The sequence below is a fragment of the Halorubellus salinus genome, assembly GCF_020567525.1.
In the GTDB taxonomy this organism is placed as follows: Archaea; Halobacteriota; Halobacteria; order Halobacteriales; family Natrialbaceae; genus Halorubellus; species Halorubellus salinus.
The window spans coordinates 111,820-136,407 of sequence record NZ_JAJCVI010000005.1; the positions used below are offsets into that span (position 1 = coordinate 111,820).

The 24,588-nt window shown below is 69.9% G+C and carries 25 protein-coding genes; 12 read left to right on the plus strand and 13 right to left on the minus strand.

Going from position 1 to position 24,588, the window contains the following annotated elements:
- Nucleotides 1-61: 61 nt before the first annotated feature.
- The gene (locus tag LI336_RS14745; protein ID WP_227133907.1) at nt 62-718 is read left to right on the plus strand and encodes a class I SAM-dependent methyltransferase; all 657 of its coding nucleotides are present in this window, start codon (nt 62-64) and stop codon (nt 716-718) included.
- Nucleotides 719-783: 65 nt separating this feature from the next.
- Here LI336_RS14745 and LI336_RS14750 read toward each other — a convergent pair whose 3' ends face one another.
- The 4 genes from LI336_RS14750 to LI336_RS14765 all read right to left on the minus strand — a co-directional run bounded on the left by LI336_RS14750 (nt 784) and on the right by LI336_RS14765 (nt 6,332).
- On the minus strand, nt 784-2,499 hold the full coding sequence (locus tag LI336_RS14750) for a hypothetical protein (protein ID WP_227133908.1): 1,716 nt from the start codon (nt 2,497-2,499) through the stop codon (nt 784-786).
- A gap of 145 nt (nt 2,500-2,644) precedes the next feature.
- Complete coding sequence (locus LI336_RS14755; protein WP_227133909.1) at nt 2,645-4,246, minus strand: tryptophan--tRNA ligase; 1,602 nt, start codon at nt 4,244-4,246, stop codon at nt 2,645-2,647.
- A 72-nt stretch (nt 4,247-4,318) separates the two neighbouring features.
- Nucleotides 4,319-5,413 carry a tRNA-intron lyase gene (locus LI336_RS14760; protein ID WP_264475477.1) on the minus strand — a complete coding sequence of 365 codons (1,095 nt, stop codon included), beginning with the start codon at nt 5,411-5,413 and terminating at the stop codon, nt 4,319-4,321.
- 154 nt (nt 5,414-5,567) lie between these two features.
- Nucleotides 5,568-6,332 (minus strand): topoisomerase DNA-binding C4 zinc finger domain-containing protein, encoded by a 765-nt coding sequence (locus LI336_RS14765; RefSeq protein WP_227133910.1) that lies wholly within the window; start codon nt 6,330-6,332, stop codon nt 5,568-5,570.
- Between the two features lie 159 nt (nt 6,333-6,491).
- Between LI336_RS14765 and LI336_RS14770 the strand changes: the two genes are divergently transcribed.
- Nucleotides 6,492-7,508, plus strand: coding sequence for a threonine aldolase family protein (locus LI336_RS14770; RefSeq protein WP_227133911.1), 1,017 nt, complete (start codon nt 6,492-6,494; stop codon nt 7,506-7,508).
- A gap of 37 nt (nt 7,509-7,545) precedes the next feature.
- Here the strand turns inward: LI336_RS14770 and LI336_RS14775 are convergent, their stop codons facing one another.
- Nucleotides 7,546-7,689, minus strand: coding sequence for a DUF7859 family protein (locus LI336_RS14775; RefSeq protein WP_227133913.1), 144 nt, complete (start codon nt 7,687-7,689; stop codon nt 7,546-7,548).
- Between the two features lie 286 nt (nt 7,690-7,975).
- Here LI336_RS14775 and LI336_RS14780 point away from each other — a divergent pair, with 286 nt between their 5' ends.
- Nucleotides 7,976-8,653 carry an ArsR/SmtB family transcription factor gene (locus LI336_RS14780; protein ID WP_227133914.1) on the plus strand — a complete coding sequence of 226 codons (678 nt, stop codon included), beginning with the start codon at nt 7,976-7,978 and terminating at the stop codon, nt 8,651-8,653.
- 367 nt (nt 8,654-9,020) lie between these two features.
- On the opposite strand, the gene LI336_RS14785 is transcribed toward LI336_RS14780, so the two are convergent.
- Nucleotides 9,021-9,551, minus strand: a complete 531-nt coding sequence (locus LI336_RS14785; protein ID WP_227133915.1) for a metallophosphoesterase — start codon at nt 9,549-9,551, stop codon at nt 9,021-9,023.
- 148 nt (nt 9,552-9,699) lie between these two features.
- Between LI336_RS14785 and LI336_RS14790 the strand changes: the two genes are divergently transcribed.
- Complete coding sequence (locus tag LI336_RS14790; RefSeq protein WP_227133916.1) at nt 9,700-10,296, plus strand: hypothetical protein; 597 nt, start codon at nt 9,700-9,702, stop codon at nt 10,294-10,296.
- 103 nt (nt 10,297-10,399) lie between these two features.
- Nucleotides 10,400-11,380, plus strand: coding sequence for a cation diffusion facilitator family transporter (locus tag LI336_RS14795; protein WP_227133917.1), 981 nt, complete (start codon nt 10,400-10,402; stop codon nt 11,378-11,380).
- Between the two features lie 32 nt (nt 11,381-11,412).
- On the opposite strand, the gene LI336_RS14800 is transcribed toward LI336_RS14795, so the two are convergent.
- The 3 genes from LI336_RS14800 to LI336_RS14810 all read right to left on the minus strand — a co-directional run bounded on the left by LI336_RS14800 (nt 11,413) and on the right by LI336_RS14810 (nt 13,663).
- Entirely contained in the window at nt 11,413-11,583 is a 171-nt protein-coding gene (locus tag LI336_RS14800; protein ID WP_227133918.1) for a DUF8027 family protein, read from the minus strand.
- Between the two features lie 95 nt (nt 11,584-11,678).
- Nucleotides 11,679-12,890: an ABC transporter permease gene (locus LI336_RS14805; protein ID WP_264475502.1), complete on the minus strand. Its 1,212-nt coding sequence runs from the start codon at nt 12,888-12,890 to the stop codon at nt 11,679-11,681.
- Nucleotides 12,891-12,910: 20 nt separating this feature from the next.
- Nucleotides 12,911-13,663, minus strand: coding sequence for an ABC transporter ATP-binding protein (locus LI336_RS14810; protein ID WP_227134259.1), 753 nt, complete (start codon nt 13,661-13,663; stop codon nt 12,911-12,913).
- 221 nt (nt 13,664-13,884) lie between these two features.
- Between LI336_RS14810 and rpiA the strand changes: the two genes are divergently transcribed.
- Nucleotides 13,885-14,613: a ribose-5-phosphate isomerase RpiA gene (rpiA, locus tag LI336_RS14815; protein WP_227133920.1), complete on the plus strand. Its 729-nt coding sequence runs from the start codon at nt 13,885-13,887 to the stop codon at nt 14,611-14,613.
- A 161-nt stretch (nt 14,614-14,774) separates the two neighbouring features.
- Here rpiA and LI336_RS14820 read toward each other — a convergent pair whose 3' ends face one another.
- Complete coding sequence (locus LI336_RS14820; RefSeq protein WP_166039076.1) at nt 14,775-14,942, minus strand: DUF1931 family protein; 168 nt, start codon at nt 14,940-14,942, stop codon at nt 14,775-14,777.
- Between the two features lie 244 nt (nt 14,943-15,186).
- Between LI336_RS14820 and larB the strand changes: the two genes are divergently transcribed.
- The 5 genes from larB (at nt 15,187) to LI336_RS14840 (ending at nt 18,927) form a co-directional block, all read left to right on the plus strand.
- Nucleotides 15,187-15,960: a nickel pincer cofactor biosynthesis protein LarB gene (larB, locus tag LI336_RS14825; protein ID WP_227133921.1), complete on the plus strand. Its 774-nt coding sequence runs from the start codon at nt 15,187-15,189 to the stop codon at nt 15,958-15,960.
- Between the two features lie 135 nt (nt 15,961-16,095).
- The gene (locus LI336_RS20515) at nt 16,096-16,248 is read left to right on the plus strand and encodes a DUF7563 family protein (RefSeq protein ID WP_418934291.1); all 153 of its coding nucleotides are present in this window, start codon (nt 16,096-16,098) and stop codon (nt 16,246-16,248) included.
- Between the two features lie 56 nt (nt 16,249-16,304).
- On the plus strand, nt 16,305-16,565 hold the full coding sequence (locus LI336_RS14830) for a GIY-YIG nuclease family protein (protein WP_227133922.1): 261 nt from the start codon (nt 16,305-16,307) through the stop codon (nt 16,563-16,565).
- A 46-nt stretch (nt 16,566-16,611) separates the two neighbouring features.
- On the plus strand, nt 16,612-16,857 hold the full coding sequence (locus tag LI336_RS14835) for a ferredoxin (RefSeq protein ID WP_227133923.1): 246 nt from the start codon (nt 16,612-16,614) through the stop codon (nt 16,855-16,857).
- A gap of 96 nt (nt 16,858-16,953) precedes the next feature.
- The gene (locus tag LI336_RS14840) at nt 16,954-18,927 is read left to right on the plus strand and encodes a bacterio-opsin activator domain-containing protein (protein ID WP_227133924.1); all 1,974 of its coding nucleotides are present in this window, start codon (nt 16,954-16,956) and stop codon (nt 18,925-18,927) included.
- Between the two features lie 346 nt (nt 18,928-19,273).
- Here the strand turns inward: LI336_RS14840 and mdh are convergent, their stop codons facing one another.
- Both mdh and LI336_RS14850 read right to left on the minus strand, forming a co-directional pair.
- A complete protein-coding gene (mdh, locus tag LI336_RS14845; RefSeq protein ID WP_227133925.1) occupies nt 19,274-20,188 on the minus strand; it encodes a malate dehydrogenase in 915 nt (304 codons plus the stop codon).
- 100 nt (nt 20,189-20,288) lie between these two features.
- Nucleotides 20,289-21,185, minus strand: a complete 897-nt coding sequence (locus LI336_RS14850; RefSeq protein WP_227133926.1) for a hypothetical protein — start codon at nt 21,183-21,185, stop codon at nt 20,289-20,291.
- A 183-nt stretch (nt 21,186-21,368) separates the two neighbouring features.
- On the opposite strand from LI336_RS14850, the gene LI336_RS14855 reads away from it, so the two are divergent.
- Entirely contained in the window at nt 21,369-22,022 is a 654-nt protein-coding gene (locus LI336_RS14855; RefSeq protein WP_227133927.1) for an Sjogren's syndrome/scleroderma autoantigen 1 family protein, read from the plus strand.
- 28 nt (nt 22,023-22,050) lie between these two features.
- Here LI336_RS14855 and LI336_RS14860 read toward each other — a convergent pair whose 3' ends face one another.
- A complete protein-coding gene (locus LI336_RS14860) occupies nt 22,051-24,588 on the minus strand; it encodes a DEAD/DEAH box helicase (protein WP_227133928.1) in 2,538 nt (845 codons plus the stop codon).

Below are 24,588 nucleotides of genomic sequence, written 5' to 3' on the forward strand. Positions count from 1 at the left end.
ACGGGTGCGTCGAGCGCGAGCGCTCCACAACCCTGAAGCCGCGACCGGTCGGACCGAAGGTATGGGGTTCTCCTGGGAGGCGTACTACGACGGCGACGACTGGGACCGCGGCGCGTACGTCGGCGGCGACGACATGGCCGCGCACCTGGACGCGTTCCTCGACCACGTCGACGACGTCGACGCGGTCGCGAGCATCGGGTGCGGGCCCGCAGCCGCCGAGTTCGACGTCGCAGCGCGACGCCCGGACGTCGAGCTCGCGTGCTACGACGCCGCGCCCGCGGTCGTCGACGCGAACCGCCGGAAGGCCGACGCCGACGGCGTCGAGAACGTCACGTTCGACGTCGCGACGCTCCCCGACACCGGCATCGACCGCAAGTTCGACGTCGTGTACTGCATGGCCGTCCTCTACTTCGTCCGGGACGCCGCGGCCGCGCTCCGCGAGCTCTGGCGACTCACCGCACCCGGTGGCGCGCTCGCGTTCACGTACCCGAACCGGAACATGCAGGCGTGGGCGCAGGGCCTCACCGACGACGACCACGGCAAACGCGAGGCCTTCTCGCTCGTCGCCGACGGCGAGAACCTCCTCACGTACGACCGCATCCACGACGTCCTCGGCCACTACCCCAGGAGCTACTGGACCGCGGTCGACGCCGACCCCGACGCCGACTACGTGCAACGCAGCGGCTCGCCGGCCGTGTACGTCCGGAAGCCAGCGTGAGCGCGTCGCCGACTGAGGACGGTCTCGCCGAGCGCGTCGCCGGCGGAGAGCCATCTCGCTGAGCGTCAGTCGCTCGCGCTCGACCGGTCCTCGCCGAGCCCGGACGACTCGTTCACCCACACGAACCCGTCGTCGGTCTCGCGCTCGTCCGCGGGGTCGGCCGTCGGGTCGAACTCGTCGTCGAACTCCAGTCGCGTCTCCGCGGGTTCGGTGCGCGGAATCTCGGGGAGGAACTCGTCGTCGTCGAGCAGTCCGCGACACGAGATACCGGCGGGCGCGGCGATGGCCGCGCCGACCGCCGCGAACCGGTCGTCCTCCGTCTGCTCGCCGGCGTCCACGCCGAACGAATCGCCGCCGACGCGACTCGTCTTCGCGCCAGCGTCGAACGACGACACCGCGTCCGCCGAGAAGAACCCGTCGTCGCCGTCACTGCGCTCGTCGTCGTCGTCGTCAACGCGCTCGTCGCCGTCCACGACCGCGCTCGTCTCGTCCTCGGTCGCGTCGCCTTCGTTCGTGTTGGCCGCGGTCGCGTCGTCACCCCACGTGAACCCCGACGGCGACAGGTCGCTCGACGATCCGTCGTCGACCGGGTTCGAGGAGCGAGTGGTGGCGTCGACCGACCCGCCGATGGACCAGCCGTCGAGGTCGTCGTCCGCGTTCGACCCCGTCTCGGCGCCCGGGACGCCACCCGTCTCCGCGTCGCGGACGACCGTCGCGTCGGCGTCGCGGACGGGCGTCGACGCCTCTCGCGTCGCCGTGTTCGCGTCGCCCGCGCCGTCGCGCGACCCCGCATCCCGTGACCCGGCGTCGGGGCCGTCGACGAACTCGATAGCGGCCGCAGCGTCGGCCGCAGCCCCCTCGTCGCCGCCCGCCAGACCACCGTCGTTGGCGTCCGCATCCCTGGTCGCGCCGTCCCCACCGTCGTCGGCGTCCGCATCCCTGGTCGCGCCGTCCCCACCGTCGTCGGCGTCAGCGAGGTGGTCGAGGCCGCCGACGTGGTCCGCGTCGAACGCGTCCGCGGTCAGTCGACGGCCGCGCCACGAGCGCTCGCGGGACTCGCGCGCCCACGCCGGCACCGGTACGCCGCCCTCGTCCGCCGCCTGAGCACCGCTCTCGAGAGAATCGTCGTCAGCGTCCGGGACGTACGCCGCCGGCTGGTCGGCGGCGAGCAACGGCCGGTCGAACGCCGTGATGCGCTCGCCGAAGCGGTCGACGAGCCGGTCGAGTTCGTCGACCTCGACGAGCGCGAACCGCCAGCGGTCCGTCCCGTCGCTCAGCTGGACGAACCGACAGTCCAACCCGAACAGGAGCTCTCGATTGATGGCGTCCACGAGCGCCGGATAGTTGTCGTCGCCCAGCGGCGTGTCCGGGAACGAGAACGCCGTCGAGCGCGTCCGGCCGTCGGCGTCCTCGACGCGCAACCGGTACGGCTCCGCGTCCTCGACCGAGAGCGACCGGCCGTTCGCGCTCCGCACGTCGAACGTCCAGTCGATCGCCGCGAACACGTCCCCGAGCTGGGTCTCCGGCGCCGTCGTCCAGAATCGCGCGGGCGAATCCACGCCGCGGGGCGCCGCCGCGACCGTCCGTCGAACGAACGCCGTCGGATGCTCGGGGTCCGCGAGCGCGCGCTGTATCGCGGCCTCCAGGTCCTCGCCGGGGTCGACCGTCGTCGCGTCCGCGACGCGCTCGCGGACGTGGTCACTGGACACGCCGAACCCGCCGAGGACGTCCGCGCACGCGAGCGCGTCCTCTCGCTCGAACCCCGGGGTACCGTGGCGCATGACTCCGCGTCTCGATGCACACGTTGCGGCGTCGGACGTATATATTTTCGTCAGACGACCACCCGAGAAAACCTGTCAGTGGACGATGCAGAGGCCGTGACGTGAGAACCGCCGAACCGGACGCAAGCAGCGGGCTCCCCGACGACTACGTCCGCTTGCGCGAGGACTCCAGCTGGATGTCGAGTTCGTCGAGGAGTTCCTCGGCCTCCTCGCGCTTCTCTTGATGGTCCTCGAGGAACTCCCGCATGAGCGTCGCGGCCTGCTCCTTGCAGTCCCCGCAGAGGCGTTCGCCGCCGACGCACTCCTCGTACACCTCGGTCGCGAAGTCGTCGTCGTCGTTCGCGAGCAGATAGGCGTAGAGCTCGTACACCGGGCACTCGTCGGCCTTCCCGCCCTTCTCGCGTTGCTCCTCGGCGGACTGGCGACCGCCCGTCGTCGCGGACTTCACCTTGTCGTAGCCCTCCTCGGGGTCGTCGAGGAGACTGATGTGGCTCGCCGGGATCGACGACGACATCTTCCCGCCCGTCAGTCCCGTCATGAACCGATGATAGATCGAGGACGGCGCGACGAACCCGTACCCGCCGTGGTCGAGTTCCACCTGGCGTGCGAGCTCCTCCGCCTCGGCGCGGTCGAGGTCGAACGCGTCCACGTGACCCTCGTACACGCGCTTCTCGCCCGCCACGGCGTCGATGAGCGCCTCGAACGCCTCGTCGGTCGCCTGCCGGTCGAAGAAGCGCGTCCGGGGACGCACCGGCTCCATCCCGGCCTCGTCGAGCTTCGCGGCGACGGACTCGCGCGCCTTGGTCGGCTCCGGCGCGTGCTCGCGCAGCCAGTCCGCCGCGTCCTCGCAGCGCACCATCTCGTCGTCGTCCAGGTCGTCCGCGAGCGCCGCGTACGCCGCCGCGACGAGCTCGCGCTCTTCGTCGTCGCACTCGAAGCTCGCGTACGCCTTCGAGACCTTGAAGAACCGCATCCGCGTCGCGAGGTCCCGAGCGAGCCGCACGTGCGGGTCCTGGTCGGGGCCGACCGGAATCACGGTCGGCTTGGGCTCCTCGAGTTGCGGATAGAGGATGTCCGCCATCTGCGTGACGACGCTCTGCATGTGACTCACGTCCGTCTCGCCGTCGAACCCGTAGATCGCCTGGAACTCCGAGAAGTTCGCCTCCGCCCCCAGCTCGAACGCGAGGTCCTGGAGCTCGCGGTTCTCGCTCTGCCGGTACAGTTCGCCCTCCTCCGGGTCGAACCCGAGCGCGATGAGGCTGAGCAGGTAGTCCCGCGAATGCTCGTCGATCTCCGCCCACGTCAACCCGCGCGCGGCGTGGGCCTCAAGGTCCGCGATGAGGCCGTACGCGTCGCCACCCTGCTGTTGGTGCCAGATGATCTCGTCGAACACGAGCTTGTGCCCGATGTGCGGGTCGCCGGTGGGCATGAACCCCGACAGCGCGGCGAACGGCTCGCCCTCGCGCATCGCCTCCGCGACCGGCTCGTAATCGCGGTGCCCGAAGATGACCCCGCGACGCATCAGGTAGTGCGGGTTCGGCACGCCCTCCAGGAGTTCGTCGAAGCTCTCGATGCCGAACTCCTCGAAGAGTTTTCGATAATCGGCCACCGTCGAGGACCCCCACGGGTCGAGCGTCACGTCGTCCGCACCCGCCGCCGCAGCGTCCCCGCCGTCGGCGCGAAGCGCGTCCGCGCGGTCGCCGGACGCACCCGACTGGTCTCGCGCGTCGGCGTCGTCGTCTGTCATACCCCGCACTCGCCGCGGAACGCGCAAAAAGCGTTCGCTCTGCCCTCCGGTTCGACGACGCCCGTCGACCGGTCAGGGCGTGAGGCGCTGGATGGCGAGCCAGTCGACGGTCGCTGCGTCGCCTGGGGGCGAACCGTCGCCGTCCGCGTCGACGATCGCGTACGTCATCGTCTTCTTGACGCCGTTGGCGAGCCGGACGTCGAGCGCGAGGTCGCGGGGTGCGAACGCGTGCTCGCTGGGGAGGACGCGCACGAGGCGTTCGCTGTGCCCGACGTCGTCGGGGCTCTGGAAGTCGGCGTACGTGCGGAAGTCCGCGCCGAACTTGAACCCGGTCTTGGGAGCGACGCCGCTCGCGCGGAGGTCGCGGTACGTGGCGAGTCGGCGGTCGAACCGCTCGCCCTCGACGCTCCGGCCGCGCGCGACCGCTTCGGCGGGGTCGAGGGCGAGTGCGCCTTCGGCGGCGAGGAACGCACCTTCGACGAGCGACAGGACGACCGCGTCGCGGCCGGTGTCGCGCCCGGAGAGCGGCGTCCCGTAGAACCCGCGCTCGTAGAGCGCGTCCGCGGCGTCGCCCCAGACGGTGACGCGGTCCGCGAGCAGGTCCGCGTCCACGCGCTCGGGGAGGTCCGGACGCACGTCGCCGGTGACGTCGGGCCGGGTCGTGTCCAGGTACGTGATCTCGGATTCCTCGTCGACGACGGCGAGCACGCAGTCCCCGAGCGCGCTCGCGGGCACCGCGGTGCGTTCGCCGGTGACGCGGACGCGGTACGCGAGTTCGCCGTCGCCCGGCCCGCTCCCGCGCGGGTAGACGACGAGGTCGTCGCCGCCTCGACTGCCAGCATCGTCCGCGGTGCCGTCGGTTCGAGCGAACGCCGTCCAGTCGGGGTGCGAGGGCGCGCAGTAGAACCCGCGCTCGCGGAGGTCGGCGTACACGAGGTACCGCACGGGGAGGGTCGGGTCGTCGCTCGCGCGGAGGAACGCACGGAAGTCCATGCCGTCCACTGCCGCGAGGTCGTCCCTGGCGAGGAGGTGCGCGGCCTCGACGGGCGCGAGCGCGACGTCGTTGCCGTCGAGCGGGTAGCCGTACCCGCGCGAGTCGTGGAACCGCTGGCGAGCGTCGTGCCCGACGTGGACGACGTCGCCGTCGACGTGACCCTCGATGTTCATACGCTGACGGTCGCCATCGTCGCCGAAAGCCGTGTCGGTCTGAGTGACTGACGAGCGTACGGCGACCAGCGGGTCGCCGGTTCCGGTGGTCCGCCACCGACCGCACCAGCAGACGACCGTCAGGTCGTCGGTTCCGGCGGTGAGCCAGTGGCGGTCAGGTCTGGTCGCAGGTGGCATCGAGGCAGCGGCGGCCGTTGGCAACGGTGAACGCGGGGAGCCCGCACTCGCAGGTACCGTCGTGGACGCCGCTGGGGACGTAGAACGCGGTGTCGCAGTCGGGGCGGTGTTCGCACGCGAGGAAGAGGCCGCGTTCGCGCTGGACGACGAGGTCGCCGTCGCAGGTGGGGCAGTCGAAGGCGTGGTCGAGGTGGTCGCGGACGCGGTCGTCGAGGCGCTCGCAGTCGCGGTCGACGCAGCAGTCGATGGCGGCGCCGCGTTCGACGCGCATCCGCGGGAGGCCGCAGTCGCAGCGGGCGCCGTGGAGGACGGCGTCGTCGGGGTATCCGTGCACGTCGTCGCAGTGCACGCAGGCGACGGCGCCGCCGGTGTCGACGAGCGCGCCGTCGCAGTTCGGACAGTCGCCGACGGGCTCTCCGGCGACCGACACCGGGTAGCGGCCCGAGAGCGCGGGGTGACCGTCGGCGTCGCCACCTGCGTCGTGGCCGGTGACGCGCAGCCAGTCGTCGGCGCGTTCGTCGTGCGCGGTGACGCGGACCACGTCCTCGTCGTCGGTGACGGTGACGGCGTCGGCGCGCGTGAGCCACGCCACCGGCTGGTAGCCCGAGTCGTCGTGCACGAGGACGGTCCCGTCGGGTTTCGCGAGGACGACGACGCGGCCGCGGTACTCGCGGCGGTCGGTGGCGTCCTCGACGACGGTCGCGTCGCCGGCGTACAGCGTCGCGGTTGCTGTCTGAGGCATACCGCCGGTGGCCGCGGGTTCGTACTTGAACCCACGGCCGTACCGCGACGGAGCGAGGTCCGGTTGCGGCGACGTCGGGTCGCGACCCGTCGGTCTCGGGCGCCCGGTGGCGCTGCCGCGTGGGGCAGGTTTTTGCTCGCACCGGGGCTACGGTCGAGCATGATAGACCTCAGGAGCGACACGGTGACGACACCGAGCGAGGAGATGCGCGCGTCGATGGCCGACGCCGACGTCGGCGACGACGTCTACGGCGAGGACCCGACGCTGAACGAGCTGGAGGCGCGAGCCGCGGAGCGACTCGGGATGGACGCGGCAATGTTCGTGCCCAGTGGGACGATGGGGAACCAGATCGCGGCGCGCGTCCACACCGAACGCGGCCAGGAGGCCGTCGTGGACGTCCAGAGTCACGTCTACAAGTGGGAGCTCGCCGGGTTCGCGCAGCACGCCGAACTCCAGGTGCGGACGTTCGACGGGCCGCGTGGCGTGCCGTCGCCCGAGCAGGTCGAGGCTGCGCTCGTCGACGAGGACCTGCATCGACCCGGCACGGGCCTGCTCTGCCTGGAGAACACGCACAACTCGCGCGGTGGGCTCGCGATACCGCCGAGCGAGCTCGGGGACGCGGCGGCGGTCGCGCACGACGCCGGCGTGCCCGTGCATCTCGACGGTGCGCGGCTGTTCAACGCCGCGGTGGCGCTCGACGAGCCCGCGAGCGCGTTCGCCGAGCACGTCGACTCCGTGATGTTCTGTCTCTCGAAGGGCCTGGGCGCACCCGTCGGGTCGATGCTCGTCGGGAGCGAGGACTTCATCGCCGAGGCGCGGCGCGTCCGGAAGCTCTTCGGTGGCGGGATGCGGCAGGCTGGCGTCCTCGGCGCCGCCGGCCTGTACGCGCTCGAGAACGTCGACCGGCTCGCGACCGACCACGAGCACGCACAGCTCCTCGCCGCGGGACTCGACGACGTCTCGGGGATCACCATCGAGCAACCGGAGACGAACATCGTCGTCGCCGACGTCACGGGCACGGGGATGACGGAGGACGAGTTCGCGGCCGCGTGCACCGACGCCGGCGTACAGTGCTCCGGGTTCGGTGGCGGTCGCGTCCGCCTCTGCACGCACCTCGACGTCACGCGCGAGGACGTGGACGACGCTATCGACGTCGTCGCGGACGTCGTCGACTGAATCTCGCGTCGACGCTCGACGATCGCCGTCGAACCGGCTAGTTCTGGCCTTTCCGCATGCCCTCGCTGAATTCCGTGACGGTCTTGCGGAGCATGAGGTACACGAAGAAGATGAGGCCGAGGACCAGGAGGACGAACACGAGCGCGACGGGGTCCTCCGGGATGAAGCCTAACCACGCCATTGTTGCGTGGACGTTCCGGCAGTGGCGCTATAGGCCTTTCGCAGCGTCCGTCGACCGCTCACGCCCAGGTGTGTGCCTCGTGCTATCGCGAACCATGAGTTATGTTACCAGAACCACCGGTTATTTCCATACCGTCCACTAGGTTTCTGTTGGACGTGAAGCGTACACGCAGTATTCCTTCACGGACGACCAACCGCCAGCGACGTTCGTTCGACGGTTCGGTAGCACGTTTTCCCGGAGGAAAAATATACAAACATTCATGGGAACCGATGACTAGCCGTAGCACATGGCTGACTTGCTGCCCTCCACCCCCGACACGTCGGCCGTCGAGGACGCGGAACCTCGCGTCATCGGACTCGACAGCGAGGACGCCGACGACCTCATCGGAGCGCTCTCCTCGGGTACTGCCAGGGAACTGCTGACGGCACTCCACGAGGACCCGGCGACACCGTCGAAGCTCGCAGACCGCGTCGACACCTCCCTCCAGAACACCCAGTACCACCTGGAGAAGCTGGAGGACGCCGACGTCATCGAGGTCATCGACACCGCGTACTCCGCGAAGGGCCGCGAGATGAAGGTGTACGCGCCCGCGAACCAGCCGCTGGTCGTGTTCGCGGGCGGCGAAGAGAAGTCCACGGGACTGAAAGCCGCGCTCACGCGCCTCCTGGGCGCGTTCGCGCTCCTCGCCGGACTGTCCGTGCTCGTGCAGGCGGTCGCTGGCGACCTCGGCGCGCTGTTCGGTGGCGACGCCGGCGTCGGGCGGCCCGCGCCGGGCCCGGGCGAGGCCCCGGTCGCCGGGAACGCGAACAACTCGACCGTCGAGACGACGACCGCGGCCACGGACGCCGCGGCGGGAGCGGCCGACGCCGCGCTGAGCGCGATCCCGCCGGGCGTCGCGTTCTTCCTCGGTGGCGCGCTCGTCCTCGCCGCCGGGTTCGCGTACTGGTACACCACGAGCGCCTGAACGACCGCGCGAGAACCGTCGAGCGGGCGTCTCGACCCGCGAGCGCGGACGCAGTGGTGGTGGTCGAGTCGACGATGTGGGGCTAGGTAAAATTCCGTTTTGAGTATCCGGTATGCCTTTTGATACATACGCTGTACGTACAGGTGCGTCCCGGGCGTCGCGCTGACGCCCACCCTCCACCCCCCACCCACCTCGGTCCCGTGCGCCGCCGCGGCGCACGGCATCCCGCTGACGCCCCCGCCCCCCATCCGTCCCCGCTGACGCAGTCGCCCCCGACCGAGCCCCCACCTCCACCAACCCCTACCCTTCCTGCGGTCCGTCGCGAAGAGCAGTACGTGGAGCGTCGAGTCCGCGACGCCGCCTCGCGCTACCGCGTCCCGTCGACCCCGCCTACGGGGACGTGGAACGTCTCCGCGACGGTGCCGTCCGGGGAGACGAGTCGACCGTCGAGCCCGTCGTCGGTCGGTTCGAGTTCTGCGTGCCCGGGCCGGTTCCCGCGCGGGTCCGCGTGACTCCCCGGGTTCAGGAGCGTCAGTCCGTCCGCGTCCGCGACCCGGGGTCGGTGCGTGTGCCCGGAGACGACGAGGTCCGCGTCGCGCTCCCGACCGAACAGCTCAAGGCCCATCCCGCCGCCGCGCTGGCGGTGCGTCATCGCGACCGACACGTCCGCGTACGAGAACGACCGCGCGGTCGGCAAGCGTTCTGTCACCGCGGGCCGGTCCGCGTTCCCGTGGACGGCGTGCAGTCGCGAGGCCGCGTCGTGGAACGCGTCCAGCGCGTCCTCGGTGACGAAGTCCCCGGCGTGCGCGACCACGTCCGCTTCGCGGACGGCGTCGAGCGTCCGCCCCTCCAGTCCGGTACCGGTCTCGCGGTGCGAGTCAGAGACGACGACGAGCATACGCGTCGTTCGAACCGACGGCAGTCGTGTCTTTCGGCACGCCCCAGCGCGGACGACCTCGGACTGCGACGGTCGACGGTCGGTCGCGGGTCGACGAGGTGGCGTCGAGTGGGAAAGGACCATGTGGACGGGTCACTAACTCGGGCGCATGTCCCAGGAGGGCGAACGCGACGACGCGACGACACCCGCCGGCGACGACCACCCGGAGCGGCCGGCGGTCGTCGACCGCGACGCGGTGTCGGCCGCGTTCGTCGACGCCGCACCACGCACGCTCCCCGAGGTCGTCGACGAGACCGGTGTCGAACGAGAGCGCGCGGCGGACGCGCTCGACACGCTCGTCGCCGACGGCGACCTCGCCACGAAGCAACTGCAGTCGGGCGCGGCGACACTCCGCGTCTGGTATCTCCCCGCGACCGCGCACGTCGAACGGCTCGCGTCCGGTACGCCGGACGCGGACCGGACCGACGCGCTCGAGGACGCGATCGCCGACCTCGACGTCCCCGGCGTGAGCGAGATGATGCAGGACTGGCGTCGCGACGCCATCCGGAACGCGTGGGAGTACCTCGCCGAGCACGGCGCCGCGACCGACGCCGCCATCATCGACGCCGTCTACGGCGCGCACAGCGCCGGCTACAACGACCGCCAGCAGTGGTTGGAGTGCGTTCGCCCGCGACTCCGAACGCTCCCCGGCGTCACCGCACCCGCCGACGGTGACGACGACGTCTGGACGTACGTGCCCGCCTGAGCGAACGCTCACCTGCGCGGTGTGGCACGCTACCGGCGTCGACCGACCGCGTCGATACGGAAACTACTTTTGTCGACGGGAGCGCGTGAAAGAACGATAACAGATGGCCTCCAGTACCAGCGTCGTCATCGCCGCCCTCATCGCGAACGGAGCCATCGCGGTCATGAAGTTCGTCGGGTACCTCCTGACGGGCAGTCCCGCGATGCTCTCGGAAGTGTATCACTCCATCTCCGACACCGGGAACCAGGTGTTCCTCCTCATCGGCATCAAGTACGGCGGGAAGGACGCCTCCCGCAGTCACCCCTTCGGGTACGGGAAAGCGCAGTTCTTCTACGCGTTCCTGGTGTCGGTGATGCTCTTTGGCATCGCGGGCTGGGAGTCCGCGAAACACGGCTGGCACGCCATCAACCACCCCAAGCCGGTGGACGCGTCCTCGGTGCTCCTGCCGGTCGTCGAGGTGACGATCCCGAGCGTGTGGGTGAACTACACCGTCCTGACTGGTGCGATAATCTTCGAGGCGTGGGCGTTCGCGAAGGCGTACAAGGCCATCAAGAAGCAGATGGAACGCAACGGGTGGACGACCATTCGCGAGGCGTTCCGGAAGACGAGCGACATCACGACGCTCACCGCGCTCACGGAGGACACCATCGCGGGCGCCGGTGCCGGGATCGCGCTGCTGGGCGTGTACGCCTCCCGGACGACCGGGAACCCGATCTACGACGCGTCGTCGGCGTTCATCATCGGCCTGCTCCTCATGGGGTTCGCGATACTGCTGGCGTGGGAGAACAAGCGACTCATCCTCGGGGAGAGCCTGCCGAAGGACGCCGAGAGCCCGCTGCGTGACGTCGTCGCGGAGTGGGAGGGCGTGGAGAACGTCGCGGACTTCCGGACGGTGTTCTTCGGGCCGCAGAAGCTCGTCGTCACCGCGGACGTGGCGTTCCGGAGCGACATGGATACCGAGGCGATCGACGACGCCATCACCGACATCGAGTCGAAGCTGAAGACGATGGAGTCGTCGGTGAAGACGGTGTACATCGAGCCGCGCGTCCTCGGTGGCACCGAAGGCCAGGCCGCGGACGACTGAGTCGCGGGCGCGCTGGCGGCCGGGGCTGTCGGTCAGGCTGTGACGCGGTCGAGGTCCTCGTCGTCGAGGACCTCGAGGAGGCTCTCGCCGGCGTCGAGTCGCGCGCGGTCCTCGTCGCTGAGGACGTCGTCGAGCTTCTTCTCGTCGATGCGTTCGCGGAGGTTCTCGTCGAGGTCGTCGAGGTCGTAGCCAGGGATGACCATGCTATTTCCTACCACGCGAGTCGTCTTATTTCTAGGCCAGACGACGAACCGGGCCTGGAACGGACCCGAAAGAGCCGCCGAACCGGGATGCTCGGTTACTCGTACCGGAGTGCGTCGATGGGGTCGGTCTTCGACGCGTTGTACGCCGGGTAGAGCCCGGCGAGGACGCCGACGCCGATGCCGACGACGACCGCGATGGCGCCCCACTCCCAGGGGATGACGAGCTCCTCGAACCCGACGAGTTCCGCGACGCCGAACCCGGCGACGAGCCCGAGTCCGAGTCCGAGGATGGCGCCGACGACGCCGAGCACCATCGCCTCGACGATGAACAACTGGAGGATGTCCCGGCGCTGCGCGCCGACGGCCTTCATGATGCCGATCTCGCGGGTGCGTTCGGTGACGGAGACGAGCATGATGTTCGCGATGCCGATGGAGCCGACGAGCAGCGAGATGGCGGCGACGCCGACGACGAAGTTCTGGAGGACGCTGAACAGCTCCTGGAACTGGTCGAGGAGCTCCAGGCTCGTCTGGAAGTTGTACACGAGGTCCTCGTCGCCGAACCCGGAGGCGTCACTCTCGGAGCTGTTCAGGTACGCGAGCGCCTGGTCGCGAGCGTCGTCCACGCTCCCGCGGTCCGTCGCCTCGACGACCACGAGCGAGAATCGCGTCCGATCCGCTTGCGTCACGTCGGTCACGTACGGGTCCGTGGGCAGGTACACGCGCGGTTCCGGATTGAAGCCCTCGAACGGACTCCGGGATTCCGCGTCCTCGGTGATACCGACGACGGTCGCGTTCACGCTCCCGACGACTGGCACCTGTATCTCGATGCGGTCCCCGACCGTGAGGTTCTGCTCGAACAGCGCCGCGGCGGCGGGATTGATGACGGCTTCGCGTTCACCCATCCGGAACTGGCGGCCCTCCGCGACGTCCTCGCGGTCGACGTACGCCGGCCCGGCCGCGTACACGCCACTCCCACGTGGCACCGTCTCGTTCCCCGACGAGAGCGTCTGCGTCGGCACTGGCTGGAAGCCGTACGCTGCCCGAACCGCCGGTTCGTTCTCTATCTGCGCGAGGTCACGCGGCGTGAACACCGGTTGCGCGCCCGCACCCGGCCCGCCGTTCGTGTCCGGCGGCGACGCCCACCCGTAGACGTTCTCGCGGTCGTCCGGACTCACGTCGCCGATGACGCCCGCCTGCAGGCTCGCGCCGAGGATGACGAACGTCAGGACCGCGGCGACGCCGATGACGACGCCGAGCGTCGTCAGCGTCGACCGGAGCTTGTGCGCGCGGATGGCGCGCCACGCCATCGTCACCGTCGTCCCAGCCTTCACGCTGCATCACCGCCGACGTCAGCGTGCCCGTCGTCGGGAACGTCGTCGCGTTCGGTCGTCGCGTCGTCGTGCTGGCGACCGGCGAGGTCACCGACCGCCTCGATGCGCTCGATCTTGCCGTCGAGCAGGTGGATGATGCGGTCGGCGCGCTCGGCGACGTCGCGCTCGTGGGTCACCATCACGAGCGTGTTCCCCTCCGCTTTCAGTTCGTCGAACAGGTCGAGGATGTTCGCGCCCGTCTCCGAGTCGAGGTTCCCCGTCGGCTCGTCCGCGAGCAACAGGGCGGGGTCGTTCACGAGCGCGCGAGCGATCGCGACGCGCTGGCGTTGCCCGCCCGAGAGCTCGTTCGGTGCGTGCCCGAGCCGGTCGCCGAGGCCGACGCGCTCGAGGATGTCCGCAGCGCGCTCGTGGCGGTCGTCCTTCGAGACGCCGCGGAACACGAGCGGGAGTGCGACGTTCTCCACCGCGGTCAGCCGCGGCATGAGGTTGAACGTCTGGAACACGAACCCGACCTTCTCGCCGCGCAGACGCGTCCGCTCCCGGTCGTTCATCGCGCCGACGTCCGCGCCGTCGACGAACACCGACCCCGACGTCGGCGTGTCCAGGCACCCGACGAGGTTCATGAGCGTCGACTTCCCGGAGCCCGACGGCCCCATGACGGCCGTGTACGACCCGCGCGGGACGTCGACGGTCACGCCATCGAGCGCGTGCACCGGCTCGCCGAGCTGGTACGTCTTCCTGGCGTCCACGAGTTCGACCGCGGCGTCGTCGACGACGACACCGTCAGCGTCAGCGTCGGTGGTCGAGGACGCAACAGCGTCCTCCCCACCTGGAGGTCCTCCAGTCACACCCGAAACGAGGGCGTCCGGACGTATCAATACCGCACCCGACGAGGCCGCGTCGACGGCCCCCCGGAGTCGTCGGGGAGCGACCGAAGCGCCTACCTCCCGGGGCCGCGAGCGTCTCGGGCATGAAGCAGTCCGGTGGAAGCGAGGACCAGAAGCGTCGAGCCGGCGAGAGCGCCGCCGAGCGCGTCACCGACGGGACCGTCGTCGGGCTCGGAACGGGGTCGACCGCCGCGCACGCCATCCGGGAACTCGGCGAGCGCGTCGACGCCGGTCTGGACGTCGTGGGCGTCCCGACGTCGTTCGCGTCGCGCGAACTCGCCCGCGAGGTCGGCGTCCCGCTCGCGGACCTCGACGCGGTCGACGGCGTCGACGTCGCCATCGACGGCGCCGACCAGGTCGTCGGCGTCCACGCGACCGACGAGACGGGCGCCGCCGGCACCGTCCTCGTCAAGGGCGGTGGCGCGGCGCACGCCCGCGAGAAGTTCGTCGACGCGGCCGCGGACGCGTTCCACGTCGTCGCCGACCCGTCGAAGCTCGCGACCGCGGTATCGGTCCCGGTACCCGTCGAGGTCCTCCCGGCCGCACGCACCGTCGTCGCCGACGCCGTCCGCGACCACGGCGGCGACCCCGACCTCCGGCGCGCCGACCGCAAGGACGGCCCGGTCGTCACCGACAACGGGAACCTCGTCCTCGACTGCACGTTCGACGCAATCGACGACCCGCGCGCGCTCGCGACCGCGCTCTCGACCACCCCGGGCGTCGTCGAACACGGCCTCTTCGTCGACCTCGCCGACGCCGTCCACGTCGGCACCGACGACGGCGTCGACGTCCACGACGTCGCGACCGAGTAGCGCACGCGTCGCTGTCGGCCGGTGTGGCTCGTTCGTAGCGTACACGTCGCTGTCGGGCGGTTGGAGTCGCGTCGACCGACCGAGCGCTGCAGCTGGTCGGTCGTGGAAGAAGCGGCGACCACCGCGGTCACCGCCGGTTCAAAAGTCGGTTGGGACCGGGTTTAGAGGTCGCGCGGCTGGACCGTCTTTCGGTCGTTGGCCTCGGCGCGACGGGCGGCGTCCTCGAGGAGCTCCTCGACTTCCTCGTCGAGTGCGTCGTAGAAGTCGGACGCAACGTTCTTACCCTCGAGCTGTTCCTTCACGGCTGCCTTGACGATGAGGTCTGCCATACAAGCGGCCATTCCCCTGCCCCCTTTATAATAGTTTCCAGTTAGGGCCGTCAGACGGGCGCGAGAGCGCGTCTACGGGGGTGACAGCCCCCACCACGAACCGAAAGGTACTCATTCGTGCGTTGGTTCGGGGCCGCGGAACCGTCGTCGACGGGCGCTCGCAGCGGGCGCTCGCAGTGGCGCGCGCGCCGGTACGCCGGCGAACGTCGACGGATACGAGTGCGTCCGCGACCGAGGACCGAGCATGCGCGACGTACTGGAGCGGGTGGCCGACGGCGACCTGTCGCCGGCAGCCGCCGAAGCCGAGCTACGCGGGTACGCGACGACCGACGACGGCCGCTTCGACGCGGCCCGCGAGCAGCGCCGTGGCGTCCCCGAGGCCGTGCTCGCCGACGAGAAGACGCCAGACGAGGTCGCGACGCTCGCCGCCGCGGCCGTGGAGACGACGGGGCGTGCGCTCGTCACGCGAGCGAGCGACGCCGCCGCGACCGCGGTCCGCGACCGGCTCGCGGCCGACCACCCCGAGGTCGACGTCACCGTCCACGACCGCTCGGGGTTCGTCGTCGCGCACGCACCCACGTTCGACGCGCCGGCCGTCCCGGCGACGGTCGCCGTCGTCTCCGGGGGTACCGGCGACGCGGCGGCCGCCGAGGAGGCCGCCGTGGTCGCTCGCGAGATGGGCGCGACCGTCGAGACCGTCCACGACGTCGGCGTCGCGAGCATCGCGCGCGTCCTCGACGCCCGCGAGACGCTCGACGAGGCGGACGCGCTCGTCGTCGCCGCCGGCCGCGAGGGCGCGCTCCCGACGGTCGTCGCCGGCCTCGTCTCCGCACCGGTCGTCGGCCTCCCGGTCTCGACGGGGTACGGGCACGGCGGCGAGGGCGAGGCGGCACTCGCGGGGATGCTGCAGTCCTGCACCGTCCTGTCGGTCGTGAACGTCGACGCCGGCTTCGTCGCGGGCGCTCAGGCGGCGCTCGTCGCGCGGCGCGTCGGCGCCGCACGCGACACAGACACGTGAGACCCCATACCATATAACGTCTTTAGACAAGAATCTTTTCACGATTCCCAACGTCGTCTTGCGATTCCGGCTGTATTTATACGTATACCGCCAACGGGGAGGTACCGGCACCCGAACCACGCCGGTCCCCCCACCATGCCAGACTGTGACAACTGCGGCGCCCACGTCTCGGAACGATTCGCACGCGTGTTCGCGGACGAACACGGGCGAATCCTGGCGTGCGTGAACTGTTCGGCGAACGCAGGAATCGCCGAGGAGTCCCGGCGTCGCGCGAGGCCAGATTCCTGACCGCGTGCGAACCACCACGCGAAGCCTCTTTGAGCGACCACCGAGTACCAGCCTCCGTGAGTGACCACTACGTGTACGTCCTCGAGTGCGCGGACGGAACGTACTACACCGGCTACACCACCGACGTCGAGCGCCGCGTCGCCGAGCACGACGCCGGTGACGGGGCGAAGTACACGCGCGGCCGGACGCCCGTCTCGCTCGTCCACGTCGAGACGTACGACTCGCAGTCCGCGGCGATGTCCCGCGAACACGAGGTGAAGACGTTCTCGCGAGCGCGCAAGGAACGCCTCGTCGCGAGCGACTCGACCGAGACGTGAGTCACGGGCGTCAAGGTTTTGCCCACCGTCCCCGAACCGGCGGCGTATGCGAATCGAGTACGACTACGACACCTGCATCGGGATGTTCCAGTGCGTCGCCGAGTGGGACGCCTTCGAGCGCGACGAGGACGCCGGGAAGGCCATCCTCGCCGACGCCGAGGAACGCGAGGACGACGTGTTCGTCCGCGAAGTCCCCGAGGACGCCGAGCTAGACGCGAAGTTCGCCGCACGCGCCTGTCCCGTCGAGGCCATCACGGTCTACGACGACGACGGCAACCAGCTCGTCCCCTGACCGCACCGACACGGCCCACGCCGTATTTACGCGCGCCACCTAACAGGTGAGGGTCGGAGGCCGTACTTCTATACCACTGGAGTTGTAGGCTATGGTATGACGACACGTTCCCGGGTGCTCGTCGTGGACGCGGACGCGACTCGAGCCACCGAGACCGCGGACGCGCTCGCGACCCCCGACCGCGAGACCCGGACCGTCGACGCTGCGGACGCCGCACTGACGGCCCTGGGCGACGACCCGATCGATTGCGTCGTTTGCGAACGCGACCTCGACGACAGCACCGCACTGGACCTCCTCACGCACGTCCGCGAGGTCCACGGCGACGTCCCGTTCGTGCTCCTGACCGCCGACGGCGACGAGGCGCTCGCCGAACGCGCCGTCGCGCAGGACGTGAGCGCGTACGTGCGTCGCGTCGACGACTGGCGCGACCGCCTCCAGGCCGCGGTCGCGCGCGCCATCGACGCGGACCGCGACCCGACCGGCCTCCTCAAGGAACGCGCGCTCGACGAGGCGCCCGTCGGCATCACCATCGCCGACGCGCGCGACCCGGAACTCCCGCTCATCTACGCGAACGACTCCTTCGAGGAACTCACGGGATACGACCGCGAGTTCGCGATGGGCCGGAACTGTCGGTTCCTCCAGGGCGACGACTCCGACCCGGAAGCCATCGGCGAGATGCGCGCCGCGATCAACAGCGAGACCGACGTGACCGCCGAGCTCGCGAACTACACGAAAGACGGCGAGAAGTTCTGGAACCGCGTCGACATCGCGCCGGTTCGAGACGCCACCGGCGACGTCACCCACTTCGTCGGCTTCCAGACCGACATCACCGAGCGCGTGAACGCCGAGCGCGTCGCGGAACGACGCGCCGCCGAACTCGCCGCCGAACGCGAGAACCTCCAGCACGTCCTCGAACGCATCGACGGCCTCCTCAAGGACGCCGGGCAGGCGCTCGTCGAGGCGACGACCCGGGAGTCCGTCGAGACCGCGATGTGCGACCTCGTCGTCGACAACGACCCCTACACGTGCGCGTGGGTCGGCGAACCCGACCTCGCGGACAAGTCCATCGCGCCGAGCGCCATCGCGGGCGGCACCGCAGTCGACGACGCACTGGACCTCCTCGGCGGCGACGGTCCCGTGAACGAGGCGATGGCGTCCGGCGAGACGCAGGTCGTCGACGCCGCGGACCTCCCGGACCGCGAGTGGCACGAGGCGCTCGCCGACGAGTCGTTCGCGACCGTCGCCATCGTCCCGCTCTCGCATCGCGACGCGAAGTACGGCGTGTTCTGCGCGTACGTCGACGACGCCACCGCTCTCGACGAGCGCGAGGTCGCCATCCTGAACGCGCTCGGGCGGATGGCCGGCACCGCCATCTCCGCGGTGGAGACGCGACGGACGCTCACCGCCGACGACATCGTGTCGCTGTCGTTCGCGGTCCGGAACCGCGACGCGTTCTTCGTTCGCGTCGCCGAGGCCGCCGACGTCTCCCTGACCTACGCCGGGTCGATGCATCGCGACGACGACCGCCTCGGGTTGTTCTTCACCGTCGAGACGGACGACCCGGACGCGCTCGAAGCCGCGGCCATGGACCTCGATGGCGTCGTCGACGTCACCGTCATCACCGCGAACGACGGCGCCTGTCTCGTCGAGTTCGAGGTCGAGAACGCCGGGTTGCTGTCGACGCTCGCGGACTACGGCGCGGACATCCGCGAGATAACCGCGTCGCCGACGAACGCGACCGTCGGGGTGGAGCTCCCGCGGGACGCGAACGCACGGTCGCTCGTCGACCACGTCGAAGCCGAGTACGACGACGTCGAACTGACCGCGTACCGCGAGCGCGAACGCAGCGCCTCCACGAAGCAGGAGTTCATCGCGAGCCTCGAATCTCAGCTCACCGAGCGCCAGCTGACCGCGCTCCGACGCGCGTACTTCGGCGAGTTCTTCGAGTGGCCGCGTCCGACGAGCGGCGACGACCTCGCCGAATCGATGGGTATCGCACGGTCGACGTACCACCAGCATCTCCGCGCCGCCGAACGCAAGCTCGTCGGCGAGTTCTTCGACCGACCCTGACCACGCCACCAGCCACCGGAAAGACAAACAAGCGACACGTCTGGAAGCGGCGTAAGAGTTAATCTCTCCGGCGTTCACGGTATCTACCGACATGGGAGGAACAGAGCGACGCACTCACATCGAGGAATGGGCACAACTCCTCGACGCGTCCGTCCCCGACGCGCTCGTCGACGACCGCGGCACCGACCACGATCGCCACGAGTGGTAACGCGAGCGCGAACGCACCCGTCACCGGACCGACGCGTCCCCGAGGAATCAGCCACCAGAGACCGCACGACCGAACCGACCGCAGCACAGAAGCCCGAACCGCTCGAACTGCTCGAACCGCCCGAACCGTCCGAACTGCTTACGCGATCTCGTCGTACTGCTCGCTGAGCTTGTCGACCGCCTCACCGAGCTGCTCGCGCTCGTACGCCGACAGGTCCCACTCCACGACCTCCTCGACGCCGTTCGCGCCGAGCTTCACCGGCACGCCGAGCGCAACGTCGTCGTGCCCGAACTCGCCCTGGAGCTTCACGCTCGCCGGCAGGACCTCGCCTGTGTCGTTCAGGATGGCCTCGACCATGTGCGCGACGCCCGTCGCCGGCCCCCACTCGGTCGCGCCCTTCCGCTCGATGACGTTCATCGCGGACTGCTTCAGGTCGTCGAGGATCTCCTCCTTCTCGTCGCCACCGAAGCTCGGGTCGCGACCGTCGACGCGAACCTTCGAGAACACCGGGACCTGCGCGTCGCCGTGCTCGCCGAGGATCGTCGCCTCGACGTTCCCGACCTGCGTGTCGAAGCGCTCGCTGAGGACGTACCGGAAGCGCGCCGAGTCCAGGCGGCCGCCGAACCCGATGACCTGGTTCCGGTCGCGGTCACCGGCCTCGTAGAGGTGCCGGTTCAGGAGGTCGACGGGGTTCGACGTCGTCACCGACACGTAGTCGTCGTTGTGCTCGTCGAGCGAGGACTGGATGTCCTCCATGATCGGCGCGTTGTCGCCCGCCAGGTCGATGCGCGTCTGGCCCGGCTGGCGCGGGATGCCCGCCGTGATGACGACGACGTCCGAGCCCGCGGTGTCCGCGTACGTGCCCTGTCGAACGGTCGTGTTCGAGTCGTACGCGACGCCGTGGTTGGCGTCCGCGGCCTGCCCGATAGTGACGTCCTCCTGGTCGGGGATGTCCACGAAGACGAGGTCGTCCACGACGTCTCGAAGTGCGAGGTTGTACCCTGCTGCGGCACCGACCGTGCCGGCCGCGCCGACAACGCTGACTTTCGTCATAACACCCGAAATTGCCATCGGAGGGGAGTTAATCGTGTCGAAGTCCGCGGTACTGGCCACCTCGACGCGACCGCGACCACGCACTGCCGCCGGAGTTGCGTCAGTAGTCCTGCGCGTCCATCCGGGCGGTGACGACGGCGACGGCCTCGGCGGTGTCGACCGTGACGTCCCGCCAGTCCGCGAACTCCTGGCCCGGGCCACGGTTCGCGTCGACCCACGTCCGGAGGGCTTCGACGTCGACGGCGTCCGTGGACTCGAACGGGAACGCCCAGCGAGCGGTGACGGTCCGCCCCGCGACCGACCACCCGTGACCGCGGCCGACCACTCCACGGAACAGTCCGTTCTCCGGTTCGTGCGCCGTCCTCGCGTCGAACATCGCCGCGTTGAGGTAGTGCGGGTCGTCGAGTGCGTCGAGGAGCGCAGGGAGGTCGTCGTTTGCGTCGACGAACCGGTCGACGCGTCCAGCGTTCGCGTCGACGTACGCCTCGAGGTACGCCCGGGGCGAATCGACGGCCGCCATGAAGAGTCCGACGCCGACGAGTTCGTCGTCGCCGATGGCGGCGCCCGCTCCCTTCCCGGGCGCCGACAGGAGCGAGTAGCTATCGTACGTCCCACGCGGTTCGAAACCGTCGGCCTCGAACGCCGCACGGGCGGCATCGCGGTCGAACGACCCCTCGACGACGACGACGTTGTTCTGGTGGAGGAACCGGCTGGCGTCGCCGGCCTCGATCGGCGCTGGCGCCCACACTCTGTCCATCTCGTCGAACGTGAGGTCAGCCGAGAACTGCTCCTGTCGCTCGACGAGCACGGCCGGTTGCAGCATCTCGAACCCGGAGGCCGAGGTGGTGGTGGTCGCGGTCGGTGCCGGAAGCCACGTCGGGTACGACGGCGGCCGGAACCCGGCGAGACACCCCGCGGCGCTCGCGACGGTCCCGCAACCGACCGCGCCGCCACAGCCGCGGAGGAGTCGTCGTCGCGTGAGGGAGGGCCGTCGCATCGTCGAGTCGACGTGTCGGTGCCGTGCCACAAGTGCGTTCGGGTCGTGACCGGGCGACGACCGCGCAGCCCAAGAGACGCGGCGAAGGCACCGGATCGCAGACGAGGTCGCGAAGCCGCCGTGGTTCGAGCGGCGAGCCGCGGAGACGCAGGTTTTTCACGCACTGCGCTCCTTCCCATGGGCATGAGCGACTTCGACAAGGAAGCCGAACGGCAGCGCCTCAGAGAGAAGTACGAGGCCGAACGAGAGGACCGCGAGGCGACCGAGCACATGAGCGAGTTGCTCCTCAAGGGCGCCACGATGACGAACGCCCACTGCGGGACCTGCGGCGACCCCATCTTCCGGTACGACGGCCAGGAGTTCTGTCCCACGTGCAGCAACAAGGTGCAAGACGACGCCACCACCACGGCGGACGCGAACACGAACCAGCAGGACGACGCCACCACCACGGCGGACACGCACACCGGGGACGCACAACCACAGGAAGCGAACGTACAACCGCAGGACGCGAACGTACAACCGCAGGAAGCGAACGTACAACCACGGGACGCGACCCGGACCGACGCCGACCCGACGGCCGCGACCGCCGCGTCGTCGAGCGCGACACCCGAACCGGAACCACCAGCCGCCGACGACCGCGCACAGCGTCACGACACCGTCTCTGGCACCGGGGACGCACTGGCCGGTGAGAACGCGGTCGCAAACGTCGAAGCGACCGTCGAGCGGTTCGCGGCCGCCGCCGCCGACACCGACGACCCCGAGCGCGCCCGTGAGTACCTCGCCGTCGTCCGCGACGCCACCGACACGCTCCGCACGCTCCGGGGCGACGCACGCTGACCGCGGACGAACGCGACCGAACGCCGCCTCAGTCCCGGCCCGGGTCGTACTCGCTCCCGACGACCTCCCGTATCCGTTCGGCCGTCACCGTCCCGACGCCCGCGACCTCCTCCAGGTCCTCGGCGCGCGCCGTCATCACCGCCTCCACCGTCGCGAAGTGCTCGAGGAGCGACCGCGCCGTCACCGGCCCGACGTCCGCGATGGACGAGACGACGTACTCCTGTTGCTCGGTGAGCGTCTTCGACGCCTTCTCGCCGTGCACGCTCACCTCGCGGCCGTCGACCTCCTGTTCGCGTTCCGCGACCACCGACAGGAGCTCCATCGTATCCGCCTCGCTCTGCGTGCGGAGGACGCTCACGCCGAAGTCGACCGCGAGCGACGCCAGCGCGCCACGGATCGCGTTCGGATGCACCTGCCGTCGCCCGTACAGGCTGCCCTCGCCCTCGACGACGACCACGGGCCGCGAGTAGTGGCGGGTCGCGTCACCGAGTTGCTCGAACATCGACCGGTCGCCGCCCGTGAGGGTGTCGAGGAAGTCGTCCACGGACTTCCGTTCGACGACCACGCGGTCGGAAAGCACGTAGTCGCCGACCGATAGCGTCTCCAGGCGCGTCGTCACGCCCTCGCGCTTCGAGAGCTCGCGCGGAATCGTCGAATCCATCTCGCGCTGGTCGACCACCACCTCGACGGTGCCGTCCGCATCCGGCTGTGCGCGCTCGACCGGTTCGCTCCCCGCATCGGCAGCGACCTCGGCGTCGTCGACGCCGTCGGCCGCGGCGTCGTCCGCTCCCTCGCTGTCGTCCGCGTCGTCGGCGTCGTCGGCGTCCGCGCCACCGTCGGTGTCGCCACCGGTGAAATCCTGGAGGCCCGGCTGCGCGTCGCCAGCGCTATCCACGGCGCTCGAACCGCCGTCGCTCGCAGCCGGTTCGCTCGTCGGTCCGGCGCTCGACTCGCCACCATCGGGCGCGTCCTCGAACGCGGAAAGCGACGCCTGCGAGTCGTCCAGCTCCTCCGCCAGGTCGTCCACGCTCGCCTTCAACTCCCGCAACTCCGACTCCATCTCGCGCTCCCGGCGCTTGCTGATCCAGAAGTACGCCTCGTCCCGCGTATCCTCGGCCATCAACACCACGACGCGGCCCTCGGCCTGCCGGCCAGTCCGCCCCTTCCGCTGGATGGAGCGGATCGCGGTCGGTACCGGCTCGTAGAACAGGACGAGGTCGACCTCCGGCACGTCCAGGCCCTCCTCCGCGACCGACGTGGAGACGAGGACCTCGAACTCGCCCGCGCGGAAGTCGTCGAGCACCTCCTGTTGCTGGGTCTGGGTCATCCCGTCGCTCCCCTCCTTGTCGCCCTGCCCGACGAACCGCCGGACGTCGAACCCATCCGAGAGGAAGTCCGTGAGCGCCTCCGCGGTGTCCCGGGACTCCGTGAAGACGATGACGCGCTCCCCGCCCTCGAGGCCGAGCGTCTCCGCCAGCAGGCGTCGCGCCTCCGCGTACTTCGGGTGGAGGTCGTCGTACTCCCTCGCGCGCCGCATCGCCTCCTGCACCTTCGCCTCGCTGATCATCCGCTGACTCGCCTTCGACGCCCCCGACGACCGCGCCGCGTTCTCCTGGCGCTCGAAGTACCGCCGGAGGCTCTCCACGCTCTGCGTCTCGACGTACGTCACCGCCGTCCGGAGCTTCCGGATCTCCGCGAGGAAACTCATCCCCTGGTAGCCCTCGCTCTGGTCGTTGTCCATCAGCTTCCGGAGTTCCGCACTCATCCGGTTGACGACCTTCTCCGAGAGGTCCGGCTGCGTCGTGTTCACCACGCCGAGTTCCTTCAACTCCTCCAGGCGGTCGCTGATGACGTCGTTCAGCGCGTCACGGATCTCCAGTATCTCGTCCGGCAGGGTGACCTCCACCCACTCGACGTCCGTGTCGTGCGTGTACTCCTCGACGTCCGCGTCCTCCTCCGTCATCACCTCCACCTGCCTGATACCGAGGTTCGCGCAGACGTCCGCGATCTCCTCCTCGTTCCCACCAGGGGACGCACTCATCCCCGTCACCAGCGGGTCGTCGGCGTCCTGATGGTAGCGTTCCGCGATGTACGTGTACGCGTAGTCGCCGGTCGCGCGGTGGCACTCGTCGAACGTCACGTGCGTCACGTCCGCGAGCGAGATTCGCGAGCCGACGAGGTCGTTCTCGACGACCTGCGGCGTCGCGATGACCACGCGAGCGTCGCCCCAGAGCGCGGCACGGTCCTCGGGCTTCACCTCGCCCGTGAACACCACGATGTCGTCGTCCGGGATCGAGAGCGCCTCCCGGTAGAACTCCGCGTGCTGGTTCACGAGCGGTTTCGTCGGCGCGAGCAACAGCGAGGTCCCGCCGACCTCGTCGAGTCGACGCGCCGTCACGAGCAAGCTCACCGTCGTCTTCCCCAGGCCCGTCGGGAGGCAGACGAGCGTGTGCGCGTCCGCGGCCGCACCCGCGAGCTGGAGCTGGTAGAGCCGGCGCTCGATGAACCCCGGGTTCAGCAGGGCGTGCTCGACGTACGCGACGTCGCCGTCGTCAGTCGTCGCCAT

What these genes read in the sequence shown, in the direction of transcription:
- LI336_RS14745 (WP_227133907.1), top strand. Translation starts at nt 62, where the DNA reads ATGGGGTTCTCCTGGGAGGCGTACTACGACGGCGACGACTGGGACCGC.
- LI336_RS14750 (WP_227133908.1), bottom strand. Translation starts at nt 2,499, where the DNA reads ATGCGCCACGGTACCCCGGGGTTCGAGCGAGAGGACGCGCTCGCGTGC.
- LI336_RS14755 (WP_227133909.1), bottom strand. Translation starts at nt 4,246, where the DNA reads ATGACAGACGACGACGCCGACGCGCGAGACCAGTCGGGTGCGTCCGGC.
- LI336_RS14760 (WP_264475477.1), bottom strand. Translation starts at nt 5,413, where the DNA reads ATGAACATCGAGGGTCACGTCGACGGCGACGTCGTCCACGTCGGGCAC.
- LI336_RS14765 (WP_227133910.1), bottom strand. Translation starts at nt 6,332, where the DNA reads ATGCCTCAGACAGCAACCGCGACGCTGTACGCCGGCGACGCGACCGTC.
- LI336_RS14770 (WP_227133911.1), top strand. Translation starts at nt 6,492, where the DNA reads ATGATAGACCTCAGGAGCGACACGGTGACGACACCGAGCGAGGAGATG.
- LI336_RS14775 (WP_227133913.1), bottom strand. Translation starts at nt 7,689, where the DNA reads ATGGCGTGGTTAGGCTTCATCCCGGAGGACCCCGTCGCGCTCGTGTTC.
- LI336_RS14780 (WP_227133914.1), top strand. Translation starts at nt 7,976, where the DNA reads ATGGCTGACTTGCTGCCCTCCACCCCCGACACGTCGGCCGTCGAGGAC.
- LI336_RS14785 (WP_227133915.1), bottom strand. Translation starts at nt 9,551, where the DNA reads ATGCTCGTCGTCGTCTCTGACTCGCACCGCGAGACCGGTACCGGACTG.
- LI336_RS14790 (WP_227133916.1), top strand. Translation starts at nt 9,700, where the DNA reads ATGTCCCAGGAGGGCGAACGCGACGACGCGACGACACCCGCCGGCGAC.
- LI336_RS14795 (WP_227133917.1), top strand. Translation starts at nt 10,400, where the DNA reads ATGGCCTCCAGTACCAGCGTCGTCATCGCCGCCCTCATCGCGAACGGA.
- LI336_RS14800 (WP_227133918.1), bottom strand. Translation starts at nt 11,583, where the DNA reads ATGGTCATCCCTGGCTACGACCTCGACGACCTCGACGAGAACCTCCGC.
- LI336_RS14805 (WP_264475502.1), bottom strand. Translation starts at nt 12,890, where the DNA reads ATGGCGTGGCGCGCCATCCGCGCGCACAAGCTCCGGTCGACGCTGACG.
- rpiA (WP_227133920.1), top strand. Translation starts at nt 13,885, where the DNA reads ATGAAGCAGTCCGGTGGAAGCGAGGACCAGAAGCGTCGAGCCGGCGAG.
- LI336_RS14820 (WP_166039076.1), bottom strand. Translation starts at nt 14,942, where the DNA reads ATGGCAGACCTCATCGTCAAGGCAGCCGTGAAGGAACAGCTCGAGGGT.
- larB (WP_227133921.1), top strand. Translation starts at nt 15,187, where the DNA reads ATGCGCGACGTACTGGAGCGGGTGGCCGACGGCGACCTGTCGCCGGCA.
- LI336_RS20515 (WP_418934291.1), top strand. Translation starts at nt 16,096, where the DNA reads ATGCCAGACTGTGACAACTGCGGCGCCCACGTCTCGGAACGATTCGCA.
- LI336_RS14835 (WP_227133923.1), top strand. Translation starts at nt 16,612, where the DNA reads ATGCGAATCGAGTACGACTACGACACCTGCATCGGGATGTTCCAGTGC.
- LI336_RS14840 (WP_227133924.1), top strand. Translation starts at nt 16,954, where the DNA reads ATGACGACACGTTCCCGGGTGCTCGTCGTGGACGCGGACGCGACTCGA.
- mdh (WP_227133925.1), bottom strand. Translation starts at nt 20,188, where the DNA reads ATGACGAAAGTCAGCGTTGTCGGCGCGGCCGGCACGGTCGGTGCCGCA.
- LI336_RS14850 (WP_227133926.1), bottom strand. Translation starts at nt 21,185, where the DNA reads ATGCGACGGCCCTCCCTCACGCGACGACGACTCCTCCGCGGCTGTGGC.
- LI336_RS14855 (WP_227133927.1), top strand. Translation starts at nt 21,369, where the DNA reads ATGAGCGACTTCGACAAGGAAGCCGAACGGCAGCGCCTCAGAGAGAAG.
- LI336_RS14860 (WP_227133928.1), bottom strand. Translation starts at nt 24,588, where the DNA reads ATGGCGACGACTGACGACGGCGACGTCGCGTACGTCGAGCACGCCCTG.